This window comes from Streptomyces sp. NPDC048623, assembly GCF_040650755.1.
Classification (GTDB): Bacteria; Actinomycetota; Actinomycetes; order Streptomycetales; family Streptomycetaceae; genus Streptomyces.
The window spans coordinates 309,728-326,035 of sequence record NZ_JBEZHV010000003.1 but is presented as its reverse complement, the minus strand read 5'-3'; the positions used below and the strand labels follow the sequence as shown (position 1 = coordinate 326,035).

14 protein-coding genes are annotated in these 16,308 nt (G+C 72.8%); 6 read left to right on the top strand and 8 right to left on the bottom strand.

Features of this window, described 5'->3' with window-relative positions; genetic code table 11:
- Positions 1–64: 64 nt before the first annotated feature.
- Positions 65–1,738, bottom strand: a complete 1,674-nt coding sequence (locus AB0C73_RS06650; RefSeq protein WP_362525607.1) for a GAF domain-containing protein — start codon at positions 1,736–1,738, stop codon at positions 65–67.
- A gap of 397 nt (positions 1,739–2,135) precedes the next feature.
- On the opposite strand from AB0C73_RS06650, the gene ctaD reads away from it, so the two are divergent.
- Positions 2,136–3,941, top strand: coding sequence for a cytochrome c oxidase subunit I (gene ctaD, locus AB0C73_RS06645; RefSeq protein WP_362525384.1), 1,806 nt, complete (start codon positions 2,136–2,138; stop codon positions 3,939–3,941).
- A complete protein-coding gene (locus AB0C73_RS06640) occupies positions 3,941–4,495 on the top strand; it encodes a hypothetical protein (protein ID WP_362525382.1) in 555 nt (184 codons plus the stop codon). The genes ctaD and AB0C73_RS06640 overlap by 1 nt, the downstream gene beginning before the upstream one ends.
- Positions 4,496–4,615: 120 nt before the next feature.
- Here AB0C73_RS06640 and AB0C73_RS06635 read toward each other — a convergent pair whose 3' ends face one another.
- The gene (locus AB0C73_RS06635; RefSeq protein WP_362525379.1) at positions 4,616–5,440 is read right to left on the bottom strand and encodes a thioesterase family protein; all 825 of its coding nucleotides are present in this window, start codon (positions 5,438–5,440) and stop codon (positions 4,616–4,618) included.
- A gap of 122 nt (positions 5,441–5,562) precedes the next feature.
- Entirely contained in the window at positions 5,563–6,282 is a 720-nt protein-coding gene (locus tag AB0C73_RS06630) for a DUF2470 domain-containing protein (protein ID WP_362525376.1), read from the bottom strand.
- A 218-nt stretch (positions 6,283–6,500) separates the two neighbouring features.
- Between AB0C73_RS06630 and AB0C73_RS06625 the strand changes: the two genes are divergently transcribed.
- From AB0C73_RS06625 to AB0C73_RS06615, 3 genes are all read left to right on the top strand, one after another.
- Positions 6,501–7,793: a cytochrome P450 gene (locus AB0C73_RS06625; protein ID WP_362525373.1), complete on the top strand. Its 1,293-nt coding sequence runs from the start codon at positions 6,501–6,503 to the stop codon at positions 7,791–7,793.
- Between the two features lie 90 nt (positions 7,794–7,883).
- A complete protein-coding gene (locus tag AB0C73_RS06620) occupies positions 7,884–9,794 on the top strand; it encodes an ABC transporter ATP-binding protein (protein WP_362525370.1) in 1,911 nt (636 codons plus the stop codon).
- 105 nt (positions 9,795–9,899) lie between these two features.
- Positions 9,900–11,072 (top strand): aminotransferase class V-fold PLP-dependent enzyme, encoded by a 1,173-nt coding sequence (locus tag AB0C73_RS06615; RefSeq protein WP_362525368.1) that lies wholly within the window; start codon positions 9,900–9,902, stop codon positions 11,070–11,072.
- Between the two features lie 70 nt (positions 11,073–11,142).
- On the opposite strand, the gene AB0C73_RS06610 is transcribed toward AB0C73_RS06615, so the two are convergent.
- The 5 genes from AB0C73_RS06610 to AB0C73_RS06590 all read right to left on the bottom strand — a co-directional run bounded on the left by AB0C73_RS06610 (position 11,143) and on the right by AB0C73_RS06590 (position 15,645).
- A complete protein-coding gene (locus AB0C73_RS06610; protein ID WP_362525365.1) occupies positions 11,143–11,670 on the bottom strand; it encodes a hypothetical protein in 528 nt (175 codons plus the stop codon).
- 120 nt (positions 11,671–11,790) lie between these two features.
- Positions 11,791–12,246 (bottom strand): MaoC family dehydratase, encoded by a 456-nt coding sequence (locus AB0C73_RS06605; RefSeq protein ID WP_362525362.1) that lies wholly within the window; start codon positions 12,244–12,246, stop codon positions 11,791–11,793.
- 20 nt (positions 12,247–12,266) lie between these two features.
- Entirely contained in the window at positions 12,267–13,802 is a 1,536-nt protein-coding gene (locus tag AB0C73_RS06600; protein WP_362525361.1) for a long-chain fatty acid--CoA ligase, read from the bottom strand.
- Positions 13,803–13,813: 11 nt separating this feature from the next.
- On the bottom strand, positions 13,814–14,701 hold the full coding sequence (locus tag AB0C73_RS06595) for an amidohydrolase family protein (RefSeq protein ID WP_362525358.1): 888 nt from the start codon (positions 14,699–14,701) through the stop codon (positions 13,814–13,816).
- Positions 14,701–15,645 (bottom strand): SDR family oxidoreductase, encoded by a 945-nt coding sequence (locus tag AB0C73_RS06590; RefSeq protein ID WP_362525355.1) that lies wholly within the window; start codon positions 15,643–15,645, stop codon positions 14,701–14,703. The genes AB0C73_RS06595 and AB0C73_RS06590 overlap by 1 nt, the downstream gene beginning before the upstream one ends.
- Before the next feature lie 149 nt (positions 15,646–15,794).
- Here AB0C73_RS06590 and AB0C73_RS06585 point away from each other — a divergent pair, with 149 nt between their 5' ends.
- Positions 15,795–16,286 (top strand): MarR family winged helix-turn-helix transcriptional regulator, encoded by a 492-nt coding sequence (locus tag AB0C73_RS06585; protein WP_362525352.1) that lies wholly within the window; start codon positions 15,795–15,797, stop codon positions 16,284–16,286.
- The last annotated feature ends 22 nt before the right edge of the window (positions 16,287–16,308 follow it).

Here is a 16,308-nt window from a genome sequence, read left to right as displayed (position 1 = left end):
GCCGAGGCCCGCCCCGAAGGCGGGCCCGTACGACCCCGGCTTCGGCGCCGACCCCGGCGCCCCCTCAGTCCACCGTCAGCGGCACGCTCCACACGATCCGCGTGCCCCCGCCCTCCGGGGTGTCCAGGGTCAGGGCGCCGCGGCACTGTTCCGCGCGGGAGCCCATGTTGAGGAGGCCGCCGGTGGGGCGGGCCGGGCCCAGGCCCCGGCCGTCGTCCGTGACCGTGAGGACGAGACGGTCGGCGGTGTCGGGGACCGTGAGCTCGACATCGGCGCGGCCCGCCCCCGCGTGCCGGGCGATGTTGCTCAGGGCCTCGGCCGTCACCGCCAGGACATGCTCGGCGAGAGCCGGTGAGACGGTGCTGTCGACCGGGCCCGAGATCCGCAGCGAAGGCCGGAACCCGAGGTGCTGACCGGCCAGTTGGACCGTCTCGGCGAGCCGTCTCCGGAGCGCCGGGCCCCGCCGGTCGTCGTCCGCGGTCCGCAGCTGCAGGATCGTCGAGCGGATGATCTGGATCGTGGCGTCCAGGTCGTCCACGGCCCGCCCCACCCGCTCCGCCGCCTGCTCGTCCGCGATCTTCCGCGTCGCCCCCTGCAGTGTCATCCCGGTGGCGAACAGGCGCTGGATCGCCACGTCATGGAGGTCACGGGCGATCCGGTCCCGGTCGTGCAGCACCGCCAGCTCCTCCGACTCGGCCCGGTGCCGGGCGAGTTGGAGCGCGATGGCCGCCTGGTCGGCGAAGCCGTTGATGAGCAGCGTCTCGTCGGTGTCGAACCCCGGCCGCCCGGCCCGCCGGCTCAACCGCAGCGCCCCGCACACCGCCGCGTCGACCGGCAGCGGCACCGCCACCACCGGCCCGTGCTCCACCGCGTCCTCCACCGCGTCCTCCACCGCGTCCACGTCCTCCGCCGCGTCCGTGACGGGCCCGAGCGGCAGCGCCCGCGGGTCGGTGCGCACATCGGTGGTGACGGCCGGCCGGTGGGCGTGCGCGGCGAGCCCGGACAGCGAGCCCGTGGCCGGGAGCACCGCCCCGAGGACCTGCTCCGCGTGGTCGCCGTGCGCGACCCGTACGCGCAGATCCCCGTCCGCCCCGGTCGGCAGCAGTACGGCCGCCTGGTCGGCGTCGGCCACCTCCATGGCCCGGCGGGCGATGAGCCGCAGCGCCTCGTCCGCCTCCGTGCCCGCGAGCAGCGTGCGGGTGATCTCGCCGAGCGCTTCGAGCCGGTGCTCGCGGCGCTGACTGTCGTGGTAGAGGCGGGCGTTGTCGATGGCCACGCCCGCCGCCATCGAGAGCGCGGTGAGCACGGCCTCGTCGTCGGCGTCGAAGGTCCCGCCGCCGCGCTTCTCGGTGAGGTAGATGTTGCCGAAGATCTCGCCCCGGACCCGGATCGGGGCGCCCAGGAAGGTCCGCATCGGCGGATGGTGCGCGGGGAAGCCGAAGCTGCTCGGGTGACTGCTGAGGTCGTCGAGGCGCAGCGGCGCCGGGTTGCGGATGAGTTCGCCGAGGATGCCGTGCCCGCACGGCGCCGGCCCGATCCGCTCCACCACCTCGTCGGCCAGCCCCACGGGCAGGAAGCGGGACAGCCGGTCGCCGAGCTCGCCGTCGTGGCCGATGACCCCGAGCGCGCCGTACTCGGCGTCGGTGAGGCTCACCGCCTCCTCCACGATGCTGCGGAGCACCTGGGGGAGTTCGAGGTCGCGGCCGAGGTCCATGACGGCGGCGAGCAGGTCGTGCATGCGCTCGGGGACGTCGAGCCGCGGCCAGGGCGGACGCGGGGCGGTCGGGGCGGTGTCGGTCATGGTGCTGGTGGCTCTCGTCCTCGTACCGGACGGCGGTCCGCCCGGGTTGTCGTCGCGCTGCTGGTGCCCGTACGGCCGCGCTGCCCGTACGACGGCGGTGCGTACGCCTGTCGCTCGTACCGCCGCCGTGTGTGTCGGAGCCGGCGCTTCCGTCGGTCCGCGGGATCCGCGGGATACGTGGGATCCGTGAAATCCCGCGAACTGCCCGGCCGCCCAGGCCCCTCAGCAGCCTACGCGAGCCGCTCGGGCCTTGCGGCAGGGGCCGTTCGGCCCTCCCCCGGCAGGCCAGGCCGGGACTGTACGGCCCTGATCAGACCGCCCCGCGCGGACGAGCATGTGGGGCGGCCGGAGGCTGGCCGTACCCATCCCCCGTGTGGGGTCCGACCTCCGGCCGTCCCATGCAGCACGGAAGGAAGGTCGCCGTCCAGTGGACGAGGCACACAGCACGCAGGTGAGCACCGTGGAGCCGCCGCTCCCGGACCGCCCGGTCACCGGGGAGGGCGCACCGCAACGCTCTTCGTGGGTGACCTGGCTCACCACCACCGATCACAAGCAGATCGGGACGCTCTATCTCTGTTCGGCACTGATCTTCTTCGTCGTCGGCGGTGTCATGGCCCTGCTGATGCGCGCGGAGCTGGCCCGCCCGGGCACGCAGGTCATGTCGAACGAGCAGTTCAACCAGGCGTTCACGATGCACGGCTCGGTGATGCTGCTGCTCTTCGCGATGCCGCTGTTCTCCGGCTTCGCGAACTGGATCATGCCGCTGCAGATCGGCGCGCCGGACGTGGCCTTCCCGCGGCTCAACATGCTGGCGTTCTGGCTGTTCCTGTTCGGCTCGACGATCGCCGCCTCCGGCTTCCTCACCCCCGGCGGGGCCGCGGACTTCGGCTGGTTCCTGTACGCGCCGCTCTCCGACGCCGTCCACTCGCCCGGCCTCGGCGCCGACCTGTGGATCACCGGCGTGACCCTGTCCGGCTTCGGCTCGATCCTCGGCGCGGTCAACTTCATCACCACGGTCATCGGCATGCGGGCCCCCGGCATGACGATGTTCCGCATGCCGATCTTCACCTGGAACGTGCTGCTCGCGTCCATCCTGGTGCTGATGATCTTCCCGGTGCTCGCGGCGGCGCTCTTCGGCCTCGAATGCGACCGGCGGTTCGGCTCGCACATCTTCGACCCCGCCAACGGCGGCGCACTGCTGTGGCAGCACCTCTTCTGGTTCTTCGGCCACCCCGAGGTCTACGTCCTCGCGCTGCCGTTCTTCGGCATCGTCTCCGAGGTGATACCGGTCTTCAGCCGCAAGCCGATGTTCGGCTACATCGGCCTGATCGGTGCCACCATCGCGATCGCCGGTCTGTCCGTGACCGTGTGGGCGCACCACATGTACGTCACGGGTGGCGTGCTGCTCCCGTTCTTCTCCTTCATGACGATGCTGATCGCCGTACCGACCGGTGTGAAGTTCTTCAACTGGATCGGAACGATGTGGAACGGCTCGCTGTCCTTCGAGACACCGATGCTCTGGGCCACCGGCTTCCTCGTGACCTTCACCTTCGGTGGCGTCACCGGCATCATCCTGGCCTCGCCGCCGCTGGACTTCCACGTCTCCGACTCGTACTTCGTGGTCGCGCACTTCCACTACACGCTGTTCGGCACGGTGGTGTACGCGATGTTCGCCGGCTTCCACTTCTGGTGGCCGAAGTTCACCGGCAAGATGCTCGACGAGCGGCTCGGCAAGATCACCTTCTGGACGCTGACGGTCGGCTTCAACACCACCTTCCTGGTGCAGCACTGGCTGGGTATCGAGGGCATGCCGCGCCGGTACGCCGACTATCTGGCGGCGGACGGCTTCACGGCCCTCAACACCATCTCCACCATCGGTTCGTTCATGCTCGGCATGTCGCTCCTGCCGTTCTTCTACAACGTCTGGAAGACCGCCAAGTACGGCAAGAAGGTCGACACCGACGACCCGTGGGGCTACGGGCGTTCGCTGGAGTGGGCGACGTCCTGCCCGCCGCCGCGGCACAACTTCCTGGTGCTGCCGAGGATCCGCTCCGAGTCCCCGGCGTTCGACCTGCACCACCCCGAGATCGCTGAGCTCGACCGGCTCAGGAACAACCCCCACGAGCCGGTGAGCCACTGATGCCGGCGGTCGTCCTCGCCGTGGGCATCGGGGCCGTGACCGCTTCCGGCTGCGTCTGGTACGTGCCCGCCCTCGCCGACCTGCGGGCGGGCGCCGACCGGCCGGTGTCCCGGCGCCTCGCGGCGGCGGCCTGCGTCACCGGCTGGGCCACCGCGGCCTGCGTGGCGGTGCTGCTGCTCGGCGGCCTGCCCGTCGTCCCCCTGGCCGCCGTCACGGCGGCCGGGGCCGGCGCGGGCCTGGTCCTGCGCATCCGCGCGGTCCTCCTGGCCCGCCAGGAACAGCGCGAGGCCGCCGCCCACTGGGAGGCCCTCACGGCCGCCCCGCCCCCGCCCCGCCCGCACCGCCTCCCGGTCCTGTTCGCCGGCACCCTCGGCGTCGGCCTGGCCCTCGCGACGGCGACCGCGATCCTCCTGACCACCGGTCACCTCCACGGCCTCAGCACCCTGCTCATGGTGCTGCTCCCGATGGCCCTGACCCTGGGCGTCCTGGCAGCCGCGATCCTCGCGACCCGCCTGACCGCCCCGACCAGCCACCCCGAGGCCCGCAAGGGCTGACCCCCACCGGGTCCGACCGGCCGGTGTCCCCCGTGACGGGCGGGGGATACCGGCCGGTGTCGTGTGTGAATCGGGAGGTGTGTGAATCGGGCCGTGTCTGACTCGGGCGGCGTGCGGGGCTCAGGCGGTGGGCTGGGGGCGGACCGTGAGGATCTGGGTGGCGTGGCCCACCGGGCCCGTGAGGTCGTGGAGGACCGTGCTGGTCAGGCCCTGGCCCGTCGGGCCGAAGGTGACCGTGGTGTCCAGGCCCGTCCAGGGGCCGCGCGGGCCGCGGTGCAGATGGATCGTCAGGTCGACGTTGGGGAACATCCACGCGGCCGGGTCCTGCTGGACGGCGATGCCGTTCGCCGTGTCCACGAGGGCGATGTACGAGGCGAGGGCGCTGCTCGGTTCGTCGGCGACCAGGTCGAGGCGCGAGGAGATCCAGGCGGCCGCGCGGCCCCGGCGCACGGACGGGGTGCGGCGGACGTCGATGGACGCGATGTAGCCGCCCTCCCAGGCCTCGGCCATCCGCCACGGGTCCAGTTCGTCGGGGCCGGGCAGCGGCTCCTGGGGGCTGTCGGCCACGGCAGAGGTGTCCAGGGAGGCGAGCAGCCACGCGCGGGCGCGCACCACCGGGCGCTCGCCGATCACCACGGTCGCTTCGAGGAGTTCGATGGTGCGGCCCGGCCGTACGGTCTCCACCGTGATCTCGCACTCGTCGAGCGCGATCCGGCCCAGGATGTCGTAACTGATCCGGGCGAGCGCCGCGCCGCCCGGCCGCCCCGCGAGGTGCCGGTCGATCGCGTGCACGACGAGGCCCGCGAGCGGGCTGAAGTGCATCTCGTCCGCGCTCCACGCGCCGCCCGCGTGCTGAGTTGGCTTGTACCGGTGCTCACCGGTCCGCTGGTAGTAACTCTCGCGCGCGACGACGCCGGTGCTCACGGGATCCGTCTCCTCGGACATGCGGGACCAGGGCCTGTCCGGCCCAGGGACACACGCATATACGTGTATCCATCATGCATCGTAGGTGCGAAGCCGGGCCCGCCCGGAGTGATCCGCCCCACACCGGCCGGCCGCAGGGCGTCTCAGGCCGGCAGCCGGTGGTGCGAGCACCGGCGGGCGGCCGCGAGCAGCGCGTGGATCTGCAGACCGGCCTGGTCGACCTCCGTCATCGGCGTCGGGAACGCGAGCCGTACATCCCGGTGCCCGGCCCGCCCTTCGAGCCGCAGCGTGATCCCGTACCGGTCGAGCGCGAGCGGCAGCGCGCGCACGAGCCCGCGCTTGACGGCCGGTTCGACGAGCCGGAGCAGCAGCGTCACCAGCTCCGGATGCCCGGCGACCAGATGGTGCAGCATGGGCGCCTCGCAGGTGGCCATGGGGTCGGGCTCCGCCTCCTCCAGCTGCTCCAGCGTCACGTACGTGCGCCCGCGCGCGTCCTCGATCACCGCCTGCCCGAGCTCCATGCAGGTGCTCCCGTCCGAGTCGGCGCGGTACGGGGCGGCCACCAGGCCCGACAGCGTGACCCGGGCGCGCACCCGGTCGCGTACGGGCGTGGGGGAGATGTCCGTGAGCTCCAGGCGGATGGGGATGCGAGCGGTGTCCCGGCCGTGCGCGGAGCCCGCGCGGCCCGACGACTCGGCGGGGTCGTGCAGATGGATGCGCCCCAGCGGGCCGGGACCGTCGAGGCCGTGGACCTCCTCGTACCGGCCGTCGCTCACCACGGTCATCGAGTGCGCGGCCGCGATGATCGTCCGCAGCCGCTCGGCGGGGGTCGGTCCGGTCGGGTGCGTGGTGCGGGGGTGCATGCGTGATCTCCCGGGGGCTGCTGAATCCCATCGACTTAGGTTTGCCTAACCTAACCTACCTGTCCATGGATTCCGGTGGAAGCCCGGCCCGGCAGGGGCCGGGGCCTCCGGCCCGGCGTGGCCGGTTCCCGTCGCGCGCCCTCTCGCGTCGCGCGTCCGGCGCTCTACAGTGCGTGACGACCGCCTTCGCCCGTCCCGTCCCCGGAGGAGCAAGCCTCGTGGCAACTTCCACCCCCGTGCCCGAGCTGGACGCCGCGGCCGTCGCCGCCTGGCGGGCGGACGGCGGCGGGGCACTCGTCACCCTGTTCCGGACCGCGCGGGAACACCTCGGCGGCGTGGCCGGAGTACGGATGGGGGAGGAAGGGCCGGTGACCGTCCTCGTCACCGCGCCCGAGGCCGTCCAGCACGTGCTCGTCCGGCACCCCGACCGCTACGTGAAGCGCTCGCACCGCGCCCGGCCGCTCATCGGGGACGGCCTCCTCGCTGCGACCGGCGACGCCTGGCAGCGCCAACGCAGGGTGCTGCAGGCGCAGTTCACCGGACGCGGGATGCGCCGGTACGAGGAGCGGATCGCCGGCGCGGCGCGCACCGCGGGCGCGCGATGGGCGGCGTACGCCCGTACCGGAGAGGTCTTCGACGTCGGCGAGGAGATGCGCCGCTTCGCCCTCGACACCATCTGGCGCTCCCTCACCGGGCACGCCCTCGACCCGGCCACGGAACGCGAACTCGCCTCCGTGGCCTCCGTGGTGGCCGCCCTGCCCCGCCTGCCCGCCGACGGGACCGCCCCCGACGCCGCCGTCGCCGCCGACCTGGCCAGGATCGACGCCGTGGCCCACCGGGCCGTCGCCGCCGCCCGCGACGGAGCCGCCGGGCCGGACGGCCCCGGGCTGCTGCACGTCCTGCTCGACGCCGCCGAGAGCCGCCCCGAGTACACCGAACGGCTGATCCGCGACGAACTCGTCACCCTCCTGGTCGCCGGCCACGAGACCACCGCGTCCACCCTGACCTGGCTCCACCTCCTCCTCGACCGCCACCCCGCGGCGCGCGAACGCGCGCTCGCCGCGGGCCCCGAGGGCTCACCCGAACGGCGGCAGGCCGTCCAGGCATTGGTCCACGAGACCCTGCGGCTCTACCCCTCCGCCTGGATCCTGCCGCGTCACGCGACCGAGCCCGACGTCCTCTCCGGCCACACGATCGAGGCCGGCACCGACCTCGTCGTCTGCCCCTACCTCACCCACCGCGACCCCGAACTCTGGGAGAACCCCGAGGAGTTCGACCCCACCCGCTTCACCGAGCCCGGGCGCCGCCCTGCCCACCCCGGCGGCTACTACCCGTTCGGCGCCGGCCCCCGCGCCTGCCTCGGGCTGCAGTTCGCCCTCCGCGAGTCCACGGCCCTCCTCGAAGAGCTGCTGCCCGCCCCGGCCCCGCGCTTCCGCTCCGTGCCCGAACGCGCCGCGTTCAGCATCACCGTCCGCCCCGACGGACCCACCCCGGCCACCCTGACGACCTGAGTCACAAGCGTCGCAAAAACGCTTGGACGGGGCCGACTCGGGCACGGGACACTTGCCAACTCCATGGGGGTCCGACAAAGCAGGGTTGGTATGGATTCGCCTGAATCACACAAAGGTTCGCCGGGCCGAGGCCCGGTGCTCCTCGCACTTCGCCACTACGGAAAGGAACTCGCCCGGCTCCGCCGCGTGGCCGTTCCCGCGCTGCTGCTCCCGGCACTGGGAAACATCGGCATCGCCTACATCGCACCGCTCATCGTCGCCAAGCTCGTCGGCCGGATCGCAGGCGACGGCGACGGCGGCGAGAGCGCCACCCACCTCGACGGCATGCTGCCGTACGTCCTCGGCTTCGCCGCCGTCCTGCTCCTCTCGGAAGGACTGTGGCGGGCCGGACTGCACTGCCTGAACCGGACCGACGCCCTCGGCATCGAGCGCCTCTACATCATCGGCATGGACGAACTCTTCGCCAAGGACGCGGCGTTCTTCCACGACAACTTCGCCGGCTCCCTCACCAAGCGGGTGCTGAGCTTCGCCTCCCGCTTCGAGGAGTTCGTCGACACCCTCACCTTCAACATCATGGGCAGCTTCGTGCCCCTGCTGTTCGCGTCCGTGGTGCTGTGGCAGTACGAGCCGCTGCTCGTGGCCGGACTGCTCCTGATGATCGTGCTCACCGCGTGCTGTGTGACACCGCTCATCCGGCGCCGGCAGAAGCTCGTCGCCCGCCGCGAGGAGGCCATCGCCAGGGTCTCGGGCCACGTCGCCGACAGCCTGATGAACATGGACACGGTACGGGCCTTCGCCGCCGAGGACCGCGAGGCGGCCGAACACCGCTCCCGGGTCGCCGAGTCGCGCCGGCTCACCCTCCGCTCCTGGGACTACGGCAACCTCCGCATCGACACCGTGGTCGCACCCATGTCGGTGCTGACCAACGTCCTCGGCCTGGTCGTCGCGCTGCTGCTCGGCGCCGGGGAGCACGGGGTGGAGACGGTCATCGTCGCCTTCACCTACTACTCCAACGCGACCCGCATCATGTTCGAGTTCAACCAGATCTACCGGCGGCTCGAAAGCTCCATGACCGAGGCCGCCCAGTTCACCGAACTGCTGCTCACCCCGCCGACCGTCGTCGACCCCGAGTGCCCGGAGCCGCTCCGGTCCCGGACCGGCGACGTACGGTTCGAGCAGGTCACCTTCACCCACGGCGGCGGCCGCGCCGACGCCAGGCCGCTCTTCGAGGGCCTGGACCTCGACGTGCCCGCCGGCACGAAGATCGGCCTGGTCGGGCGCTCCGGCGGCGGCAAGACCACGCTCACCAGGCTGCTGCTCCGCATGACCGACGTCGACGCGGGGCGGATCCTCGTCGCCGGCCAGGACATCAGCCGGATGAGCCAGGCCGACCTGCGCGGGCTCATCGCGTACGTGCCGCAGGAACCCGCCATGTTCCACCGCACGCTCCGTGACAACATCGCCTTCGCCCGCCCGGACGCCACCGAGGCCGAGATCCGGCGGGCGGCGGAGGCGGCGCACGTCACGGAGTTCGCCGACGCGCTGCCCGACGGCTTCGACACCATGGTCGGCGAGCGCGGAGTGAAGCTGTCCGGCGGACAGCGCCAGCGGGTCGCCCTGGCCCGGGCGATCCTCCGCGACGCGCCGATCCTGCTGCTCGACGAGGCCACCAGCGCGCTCGACTCCGAGAGCGAGATCCTGGTCCAGGACGCCCTGTGGCGCCTGATGGAGGGCCGCACCGCCCTGGTGGTGGCGCACCGGCTGAGCACGGTCGCCGGCATGGACCGCCTGGTCGTGCTCGACCGGGGCCGGGTCGTCGAACAGGGCACGCACAAGGAACTGCTCGACGCGGACGGTCCGTACGCCAAGCTCTGGCAGCACCAGTCGGGCGGCTTCCTCGACGACACGGCGGACCTCGCGGATACGGGGGATACGGGGGATACGGCGGACCTCGCGGACGCGGCGGACACGGCGGTGGCGAGGGCCGACGTGTCCGGGTGAGCGACGGCACGGGCCGGGACCCCACCGGGGGTCGCGGCCCGTGCCGGGTCGGGCATACTGCGACACCGGGGCCGGCGGAACGGGACGAGCAGGGGTGGGGCGGGCATGAGGACGCGACAGCAGGACATCGACTCCGCGACACCCACGCCCGCCGCCTTCCCGGGCGGCGCCGAGCTGTTCCGGCTCGGGCCGGCCGTGGCGCATCTCAACCACGGCTCCTTCGGCGCCGTACCGCTCCCTGTCATGGAGGCGCGGCGGAGCCTGATCGAGGAGGCGGACGCCGATCCCGACGCCTTCTTCCTCTCCGTGCCCGAGCGGCTCGCGGCGGCCCGGCACCGGATCGCCGCGCACCTGGGCGCGGAGCCCGAGGGCATCGCCCTCGTCACCAACGCGACCGAGGCCGCCAACCTCGCGCTCGACGCGCTCGGTCTGGGCCCCGAGGACGAGGTCCTGGTCACCGACCACGGCTACGGCACCGTCACCGACGCCGCCGCCCGCCGGGCCCGCGTCACCACCGTCGCCCTCGACCCGGAGCTGCCGGACGAGGAGGCCGTCGCGGCGGCGGTGCTCGGCGCGCTCACTCCCCGTACCACCGTGGCGGTCCTCGACCAGATCAGCTCGCCCACCGCCCGCGTCGTCGCCGGCCCGGCCCTTCTCGCGGCGCTCCGCGAGCGCGGGGTCCGCACCGTCGTCGACGGCGCGCACGCACCCGGCATGCTGGCCCGGCCGCTCGCCGGAGAGCCCGACTTCTGGTTCGGCAACCTGCACAAGTGGGCCTACGCCCCGGCCGGCAGCGCCGTGTTGGCGGTGGGCGCGCCGCACCGCGCCAAGGTCCCGGCGCCCGTCCCCTCCTGGGAACACGGCCACGGTTTCCCGCGCGCGGTGGAGTACCGCGCCACCGCCGACTACACCGGCCTGCTCGCCGCGCCCGAGGGCCTCGAACTGATCGCCACGCTCGGCGCCGCGAAGCTGCGCCGCCACAACGCCGAACTCGTCGCGTACGGTGCGGAGACGCTGGCCCGCCTCCCGGGCCTCACACCCCTCCCGTACGGCGAAGAGCTGGCCATGCGCTCACTGCGGCTGCCCCGCGGGCTGGCCCGCACCCACGCGGAGGCCGCCGCGCTCCGCGAGGAGATCGCGACCCGCCTCGCCTGCCGCGTCCTCGTCTGGCCCTGGCCCACGGGTGGCGGCATCCGGCTCAGCGCCCAGATCTACAACCGGGCGGAGGAGTACGAGCGCTTGGCGGCGGGCCTGAAGGGGCTGCTCGACGGCCGCTGAGACCCGTCGCCCGACCGGGAGTTCGGCCCAGCCCTCAGTCCAGTCCTCAGTCCAGTCCTCAGTCCAGTCCTCAGTCCAGCCACTTCCGCAGCAGCGCCTCGCGCTCCGCGCGGCGGGGCGTGCCGCCCTCACGGCCGCGGCCCCACTCCGCCATCGCGGCCAGCGTCGTCTCCATCGTCGCCGCGCCCTCGGTCAGGCGGGAGAGGAGGGAGCGCGAGAGGTCCACCTCGCTCTGCGGGTAGCCGGCGGCCGCGGCGACGTACGCCGCGAGCGAGCGGGTGCCCTGCGGCGTCTCCACCTCCACCGTGAGCCGGGGCGGCGCGTCGCCCGCCCGCGGACCGAAGACCGGAAGGACCAGCTCGCCCACGACGTTCAGGGCCGCGTCCCCGACCACCCCGACCTGGCGCATCAGGGTCTTCTCCGGGATGTCCCTGACGGTGAGACCGCTGACGTCCTCCCACGGCCACAGCTGGGACTGCCCGTCACCGAGACCCACCACGCCCCCGGGAGTCAACCGCACCCCGGGCCCGTGCCCCGTCGGCTTCGCCCCCACGTACACGTCACCCTCGGTGATCCAGAACAGGCCCACCATGGCCATGGTCGCTCACGACTCCCCGACGACGGCGGAGCCGTCGTGTCACACATCGATCGATCAGGTCGCACGCGCAACGTGCGAACCCCCGGGAGAGTTCCCGGGTCCGAGGCCGGTGGCGGACGGTCAGGCGTAGAAGCGGGAGAGGCTGCGCAGGACGCAGGCCGGCTTCGGCGCGTTCTCGATCTCGATCGTGCCGTCGACGGCGATCTGCACGCCGCCCGGTACGTCCGTGACCTCGGCGAGGCGGGCGGAGAGCCGGAGCCGGGAGCCGGCCGGGACCGGGGCCGGGAAACGGACCTTGTCCAGGCCGTAGTTGACCTTCGTGGCCACCCCTCGGACATCGAGGAGCCCGGTGAAGAGCGGGATGAAGAGGGAGAGCGTCAGATAGCCGTGCGCGATGGGCGCGCCGAACGGGCCCTCCTTCGCGCGCTCCACGTCCACGTGGATCCACTGGTGGTCACCGGTCGCGTCCGCGAAGCCGTCGATCCGGGTCTGGGTGACGTCGATCCAGTCGCTGCTGCCCAGTTCCGTGCCGGCCAGGCTCTTCAGTTCGGCGATGCCGTCGACGGTGATGCTCATGGGGGTTCCCTTCTCGATGTTCATTCGGTGGCCGCTTCGGTGGTCGCTTCGGTCGTCGCTTCTGCGGTCCCGTAGCGGGAGCGGACTTCGCGCTTGAGGAGCTTTCCGGAGGCCGTGCGCGGCAGCGCTTCCGCCAGGACCAGGGACTTCGGAATCTTGTAGCGGGCCAGCCGCCCGTCCAGGGACGCGAGGATCGCGGCCGGATCGGGAGCGGTTCCCGCCCGGGGGACGACGATCGCGCGGGCGGTCTCGCCCCACTTCTCGTCCGGTACGCCGATCACCGCGCACTCGGCGACGTCGGGGTGCGCGAGCAGCGCGTCCTCGACCTCGGCCGGATAGACGTTCTCGCCGCCCGAGATGATCATGTCCTTGAAGCGGTCGACGATGGTGACATAGCCGTCCGCGTCGACCCGGGCCGCGTCGCCCGTGCGGAACCAGCCGTCCACGAAGGCCGCCTCGGTCTCCTCGGGCAGACCCCAGTACCCGTTCATCACGTGCGGGCCGCGTACGAGCACCTCGCCCGTTTCGCCGGTCTCCGCCGGGGCAAGATCGGGCCGCACGACCCGTACGTCGGTGAAGAAGTGCGGCACCCCGGCCGAGCCGGCCTTCGTGACCGCGTGCTCCGCGTCCAGGAACAGCGCCCCGGGGGACGCCTCCGTCATCCCGTACCCCTGGAGGAAGGTCAGCCCGCGCTCCTGGTACGTGGCGATGAGCGGGGTCGGTACGGGTGCGCCGCCGCAGTTGAGCAGGCGCAGGCTCGACAGGTCGGCCGTCGCCCAGCGCGGGTGCCGGGCCACCTGGTCGAACATCGTCGGCACCCCGAACACGAAGGTGACGCCGTGCCGTTCGATCAGATCGAGCGTGTCACCGGGGTCGAAGGCCTCGACGAGCACGCACGCGCCGCCCTTGAGCAGCACCGGCAGCGTCAGCATGTTCAGCCCGCCGGTGTGGAACAGCGGGGCGGACACCAGGGCGGTCTCGTCCGCGACCAGGTCGTGGTCGACGAGCACGTTGACCGCGTTCCAGACGATGTTGCCGTGGGTGAGCATCGCGCCCTTGGGGCGGCCCGTCGTCCCCGAGGTGTACATGATGAGGCAGAGGTCGTCGGGCGAGACCGGCTCGTCGACCGGTGCCGTGGAGGCGTCGGCGAGCAGCTCCTCGTACGCCGCCCCGCCCACCTCGACGACGGTCCGCGCCCCGCCCGACTCGGCCACGACGGCGGCGAGTTCGGGGGAGTGGAGCAGTGCGGCGCTGCCCGAGTCCCTGAGCTGGTACGCGATCTCGGGCGCCGTGAGCCGGATGTTGAGCGGCACGAACACCGCGCCGAGCAGTCCGGCGGCGAACAGGGCCTCCAGGAACGCCGGATGGTTGCGGCCCAGGTAGGCGACGCGGTCGCCGCGCCGGACTCCGGCGGCGCGCAGGGCGTGGGCGAGGCGGGTGGTGCGCTCGTGCAGTTCGCCGTAGGTGAGCGCACTCGACCCGTGGATCAGGGCGGTGCGGTGCGGGGTCTTGCGGGCCCGGCGGGCGGGCCACGACCCCAGTCCCTCGTTGCGCATCGATGGCCCTTTCACACAGCGGATTCGGTGAGGCCGAGCAGCCGGGCGGCGTTGTCCCTGAGGATCGCGGGGCGGACCTCGTCCTTGATCGGCAGCTCGGCGAAGTCGGCCAGCCAGCGGTCCGGGCTGAGCACCGGATAGTCGGAGCCGAAGAGGACCTTGTCCTTGAGCAGGGTGTTCGCGTAGCGCACCAGCTGCGGCGGGAAGTACTTCGGAGACCAGCCCGACAGGTCGATGTGCACCCCGGGCTTGTGGGTGGCCACGGCCAGCGCCTCGTCCTGCCAGGGGAAGGAGGGGTGCGCCAGGACGATCTTCAGGTGGGGGAAGTCGGCGGCGACGTCGTCCACCCGCATCGGGTCGGAGTACTTCAGCCGGATGCCGCCCCCGCCCGGCACGCCGGCGCCGATCCCGGTCTGCCCACTGTGGAAGAGCGCGACGGTGCCGGTCTCCTCGATGAGTTCGTACAGGCCGTAGGCGAGGCGGTCGTCGGGGAAGAAGCCCTGGATGCTGGGGTGGAACTTGAAGCCCCTGACCCCGTACTCCTCCACCAGCCGGCGCGCCGCCCGTACCCCGGCCCGGCCACGGAAGGGATCGATCGAGGCGAAGGGGATGAGCACGTCGGGGTGGGCGGCGGCGGTCTCGGCGATCTCCTCGTTGGGGATCGGCTCGGTGCCGGTGGCGTGCTCGGCGTCCACCGTGAAGACCACGGCGGCCATCCGCCGCTCCCGGTAGTACGCGGCCATCTCCTCCAGGGTGGGCTTCCGGCCGCCCTCGACCTTGAAGTACGCGCCGGAGGCGGAGTGCAGCTCGCCGGAGAGCGAGGACCGGCCGCTCGCGGAGACCTCGCAGTGGGTGTGGACGTCGATGGCGACGAGCCGACGGGGGTCGATCGCGCTCATCACGCCTCCGGGAGGCGCGGCGCGGGGATGCCGACGGTCTGCGGGGCGCGGCCGACCGAGGTGTGCCAGGCGGCGGCGATGGTCTCCGGGGTCCAGCCGCCGTCCGCGTAGGCGGTGGCGATCTCCTCGGGGTGCGACCACAGCGCCAGCCGGTCGCCCCCGATGCCGACGCACTGGCCGGTGACGCCGGCGGCGGCGTCGGAGGCGAGGAAGGGCACGAGCGCCGCGCAGTCCTCGGCGGTGCCGAAGCCCTCGCCCTTGCGCAGGAAGTCCGGGAGCGGTGCGCCGTCGCGCATCGCCGCCACGTACGGGGCGAAGGCCGGGATGGTCTCGGTCATGGCGGTGGCGGCCACCGGCACCACGGCGTTGACGGTGATCCCGGCCTTGGCCAGCTCCATCGACCAGGTACGGGCCATGGCGGCGACGCCGGCCTTGGCGGCGGCGTAGTTGGTCTGGCCGAAGTTGCCGCGCTGCCCGGCCGGGGAGCCGACCAGGATCAGCCGGCCGCCCTCGCCCTGTTCGCGCATCCGTACGGCGGCGGCGCGGGCGCAGGTGAAGGTGCCCCGGAGATGGGTGCCGACGACGGCGTCGAAGTCCTCGTCGGTCATCCTCCACAGCACGCGGTCGCGCAGGATGCCCGCGTTGGTGACGAGGACGTCGAGCCGGCCGAAGGCGCTCACGGCCCGCTCGACGAGCCGGTCCGCGGCCTCGGCGGTGCCGACGGCGACGGCTTCGGCGACGGCCCGGCCGCCCGCCTCGACGATGCCGGCGGCGGCCTTCTCAGCGACCTCGGCGTCCAGGTCGTTGACGACGACAGAGGCACCGGCGGCGGCCAGCGCGGTGGCGTAGGCGAGCCCGAGGCCCCGGCCGGAGCCGGTGACGATCGCGACCTTGCCGGTGAGATCGACGGCGGGTGTGGGTGTGGGTGTGGGTGTGGGTGACATGAGGGTCCCTTCAGGCACGGGGGAGGGGCGGACGGCGGTCGGGAGAGCGTGCGCTCGATCGGCTTCGATCCGCCGGAAAGGAAGTTAGGACCAATAGTTGTTGACGTCAATGGTTGTGATCGACATCGGTCCTGCGGCATGCTGGTGCCATGAACGACAGAGACGGCAAGGACCGCGCGGACGACCCCTGGATGCTCGGGCTGCACTCCGACACCGGATATCTGCTCTACCGGCTCGGCCAGCGCTCCGGGCAGCTCTTCAACGCCGCCCTCCAGGAATCCGGCCTGAGGCTGCGCCATTACGCCGTGCTCCGCTACCTCGCCACCGTCGAGGGCGCTCTCCAGCGTGAGTTGAGCACCCGCCTCGGCTACGACCCCAGCGCCATCGTCGGCCTCGTCGACGACCTCGAACGCCTCACCCTCGTGGAGCGCCGTCCCGCCCCCGGCGACCGGCGCAGCCGCATCGTGGTCCTCACCGACGCCGGCCGCGCCTACCTCAAGGACACCGAGCGCAGCAGCCGCCGCGTCACCGACGGGCTGCTCGCCCCGCTGTCCGAGGAGGAACGCACCCTGCTGCACGCCCTGTTGCGCCGGGTCGCCGAACCCGCGACCCTGCCCGCGCCCGAACCCGCCACGGACTGAGCCGTCCGGCCCCGGCGGTCCC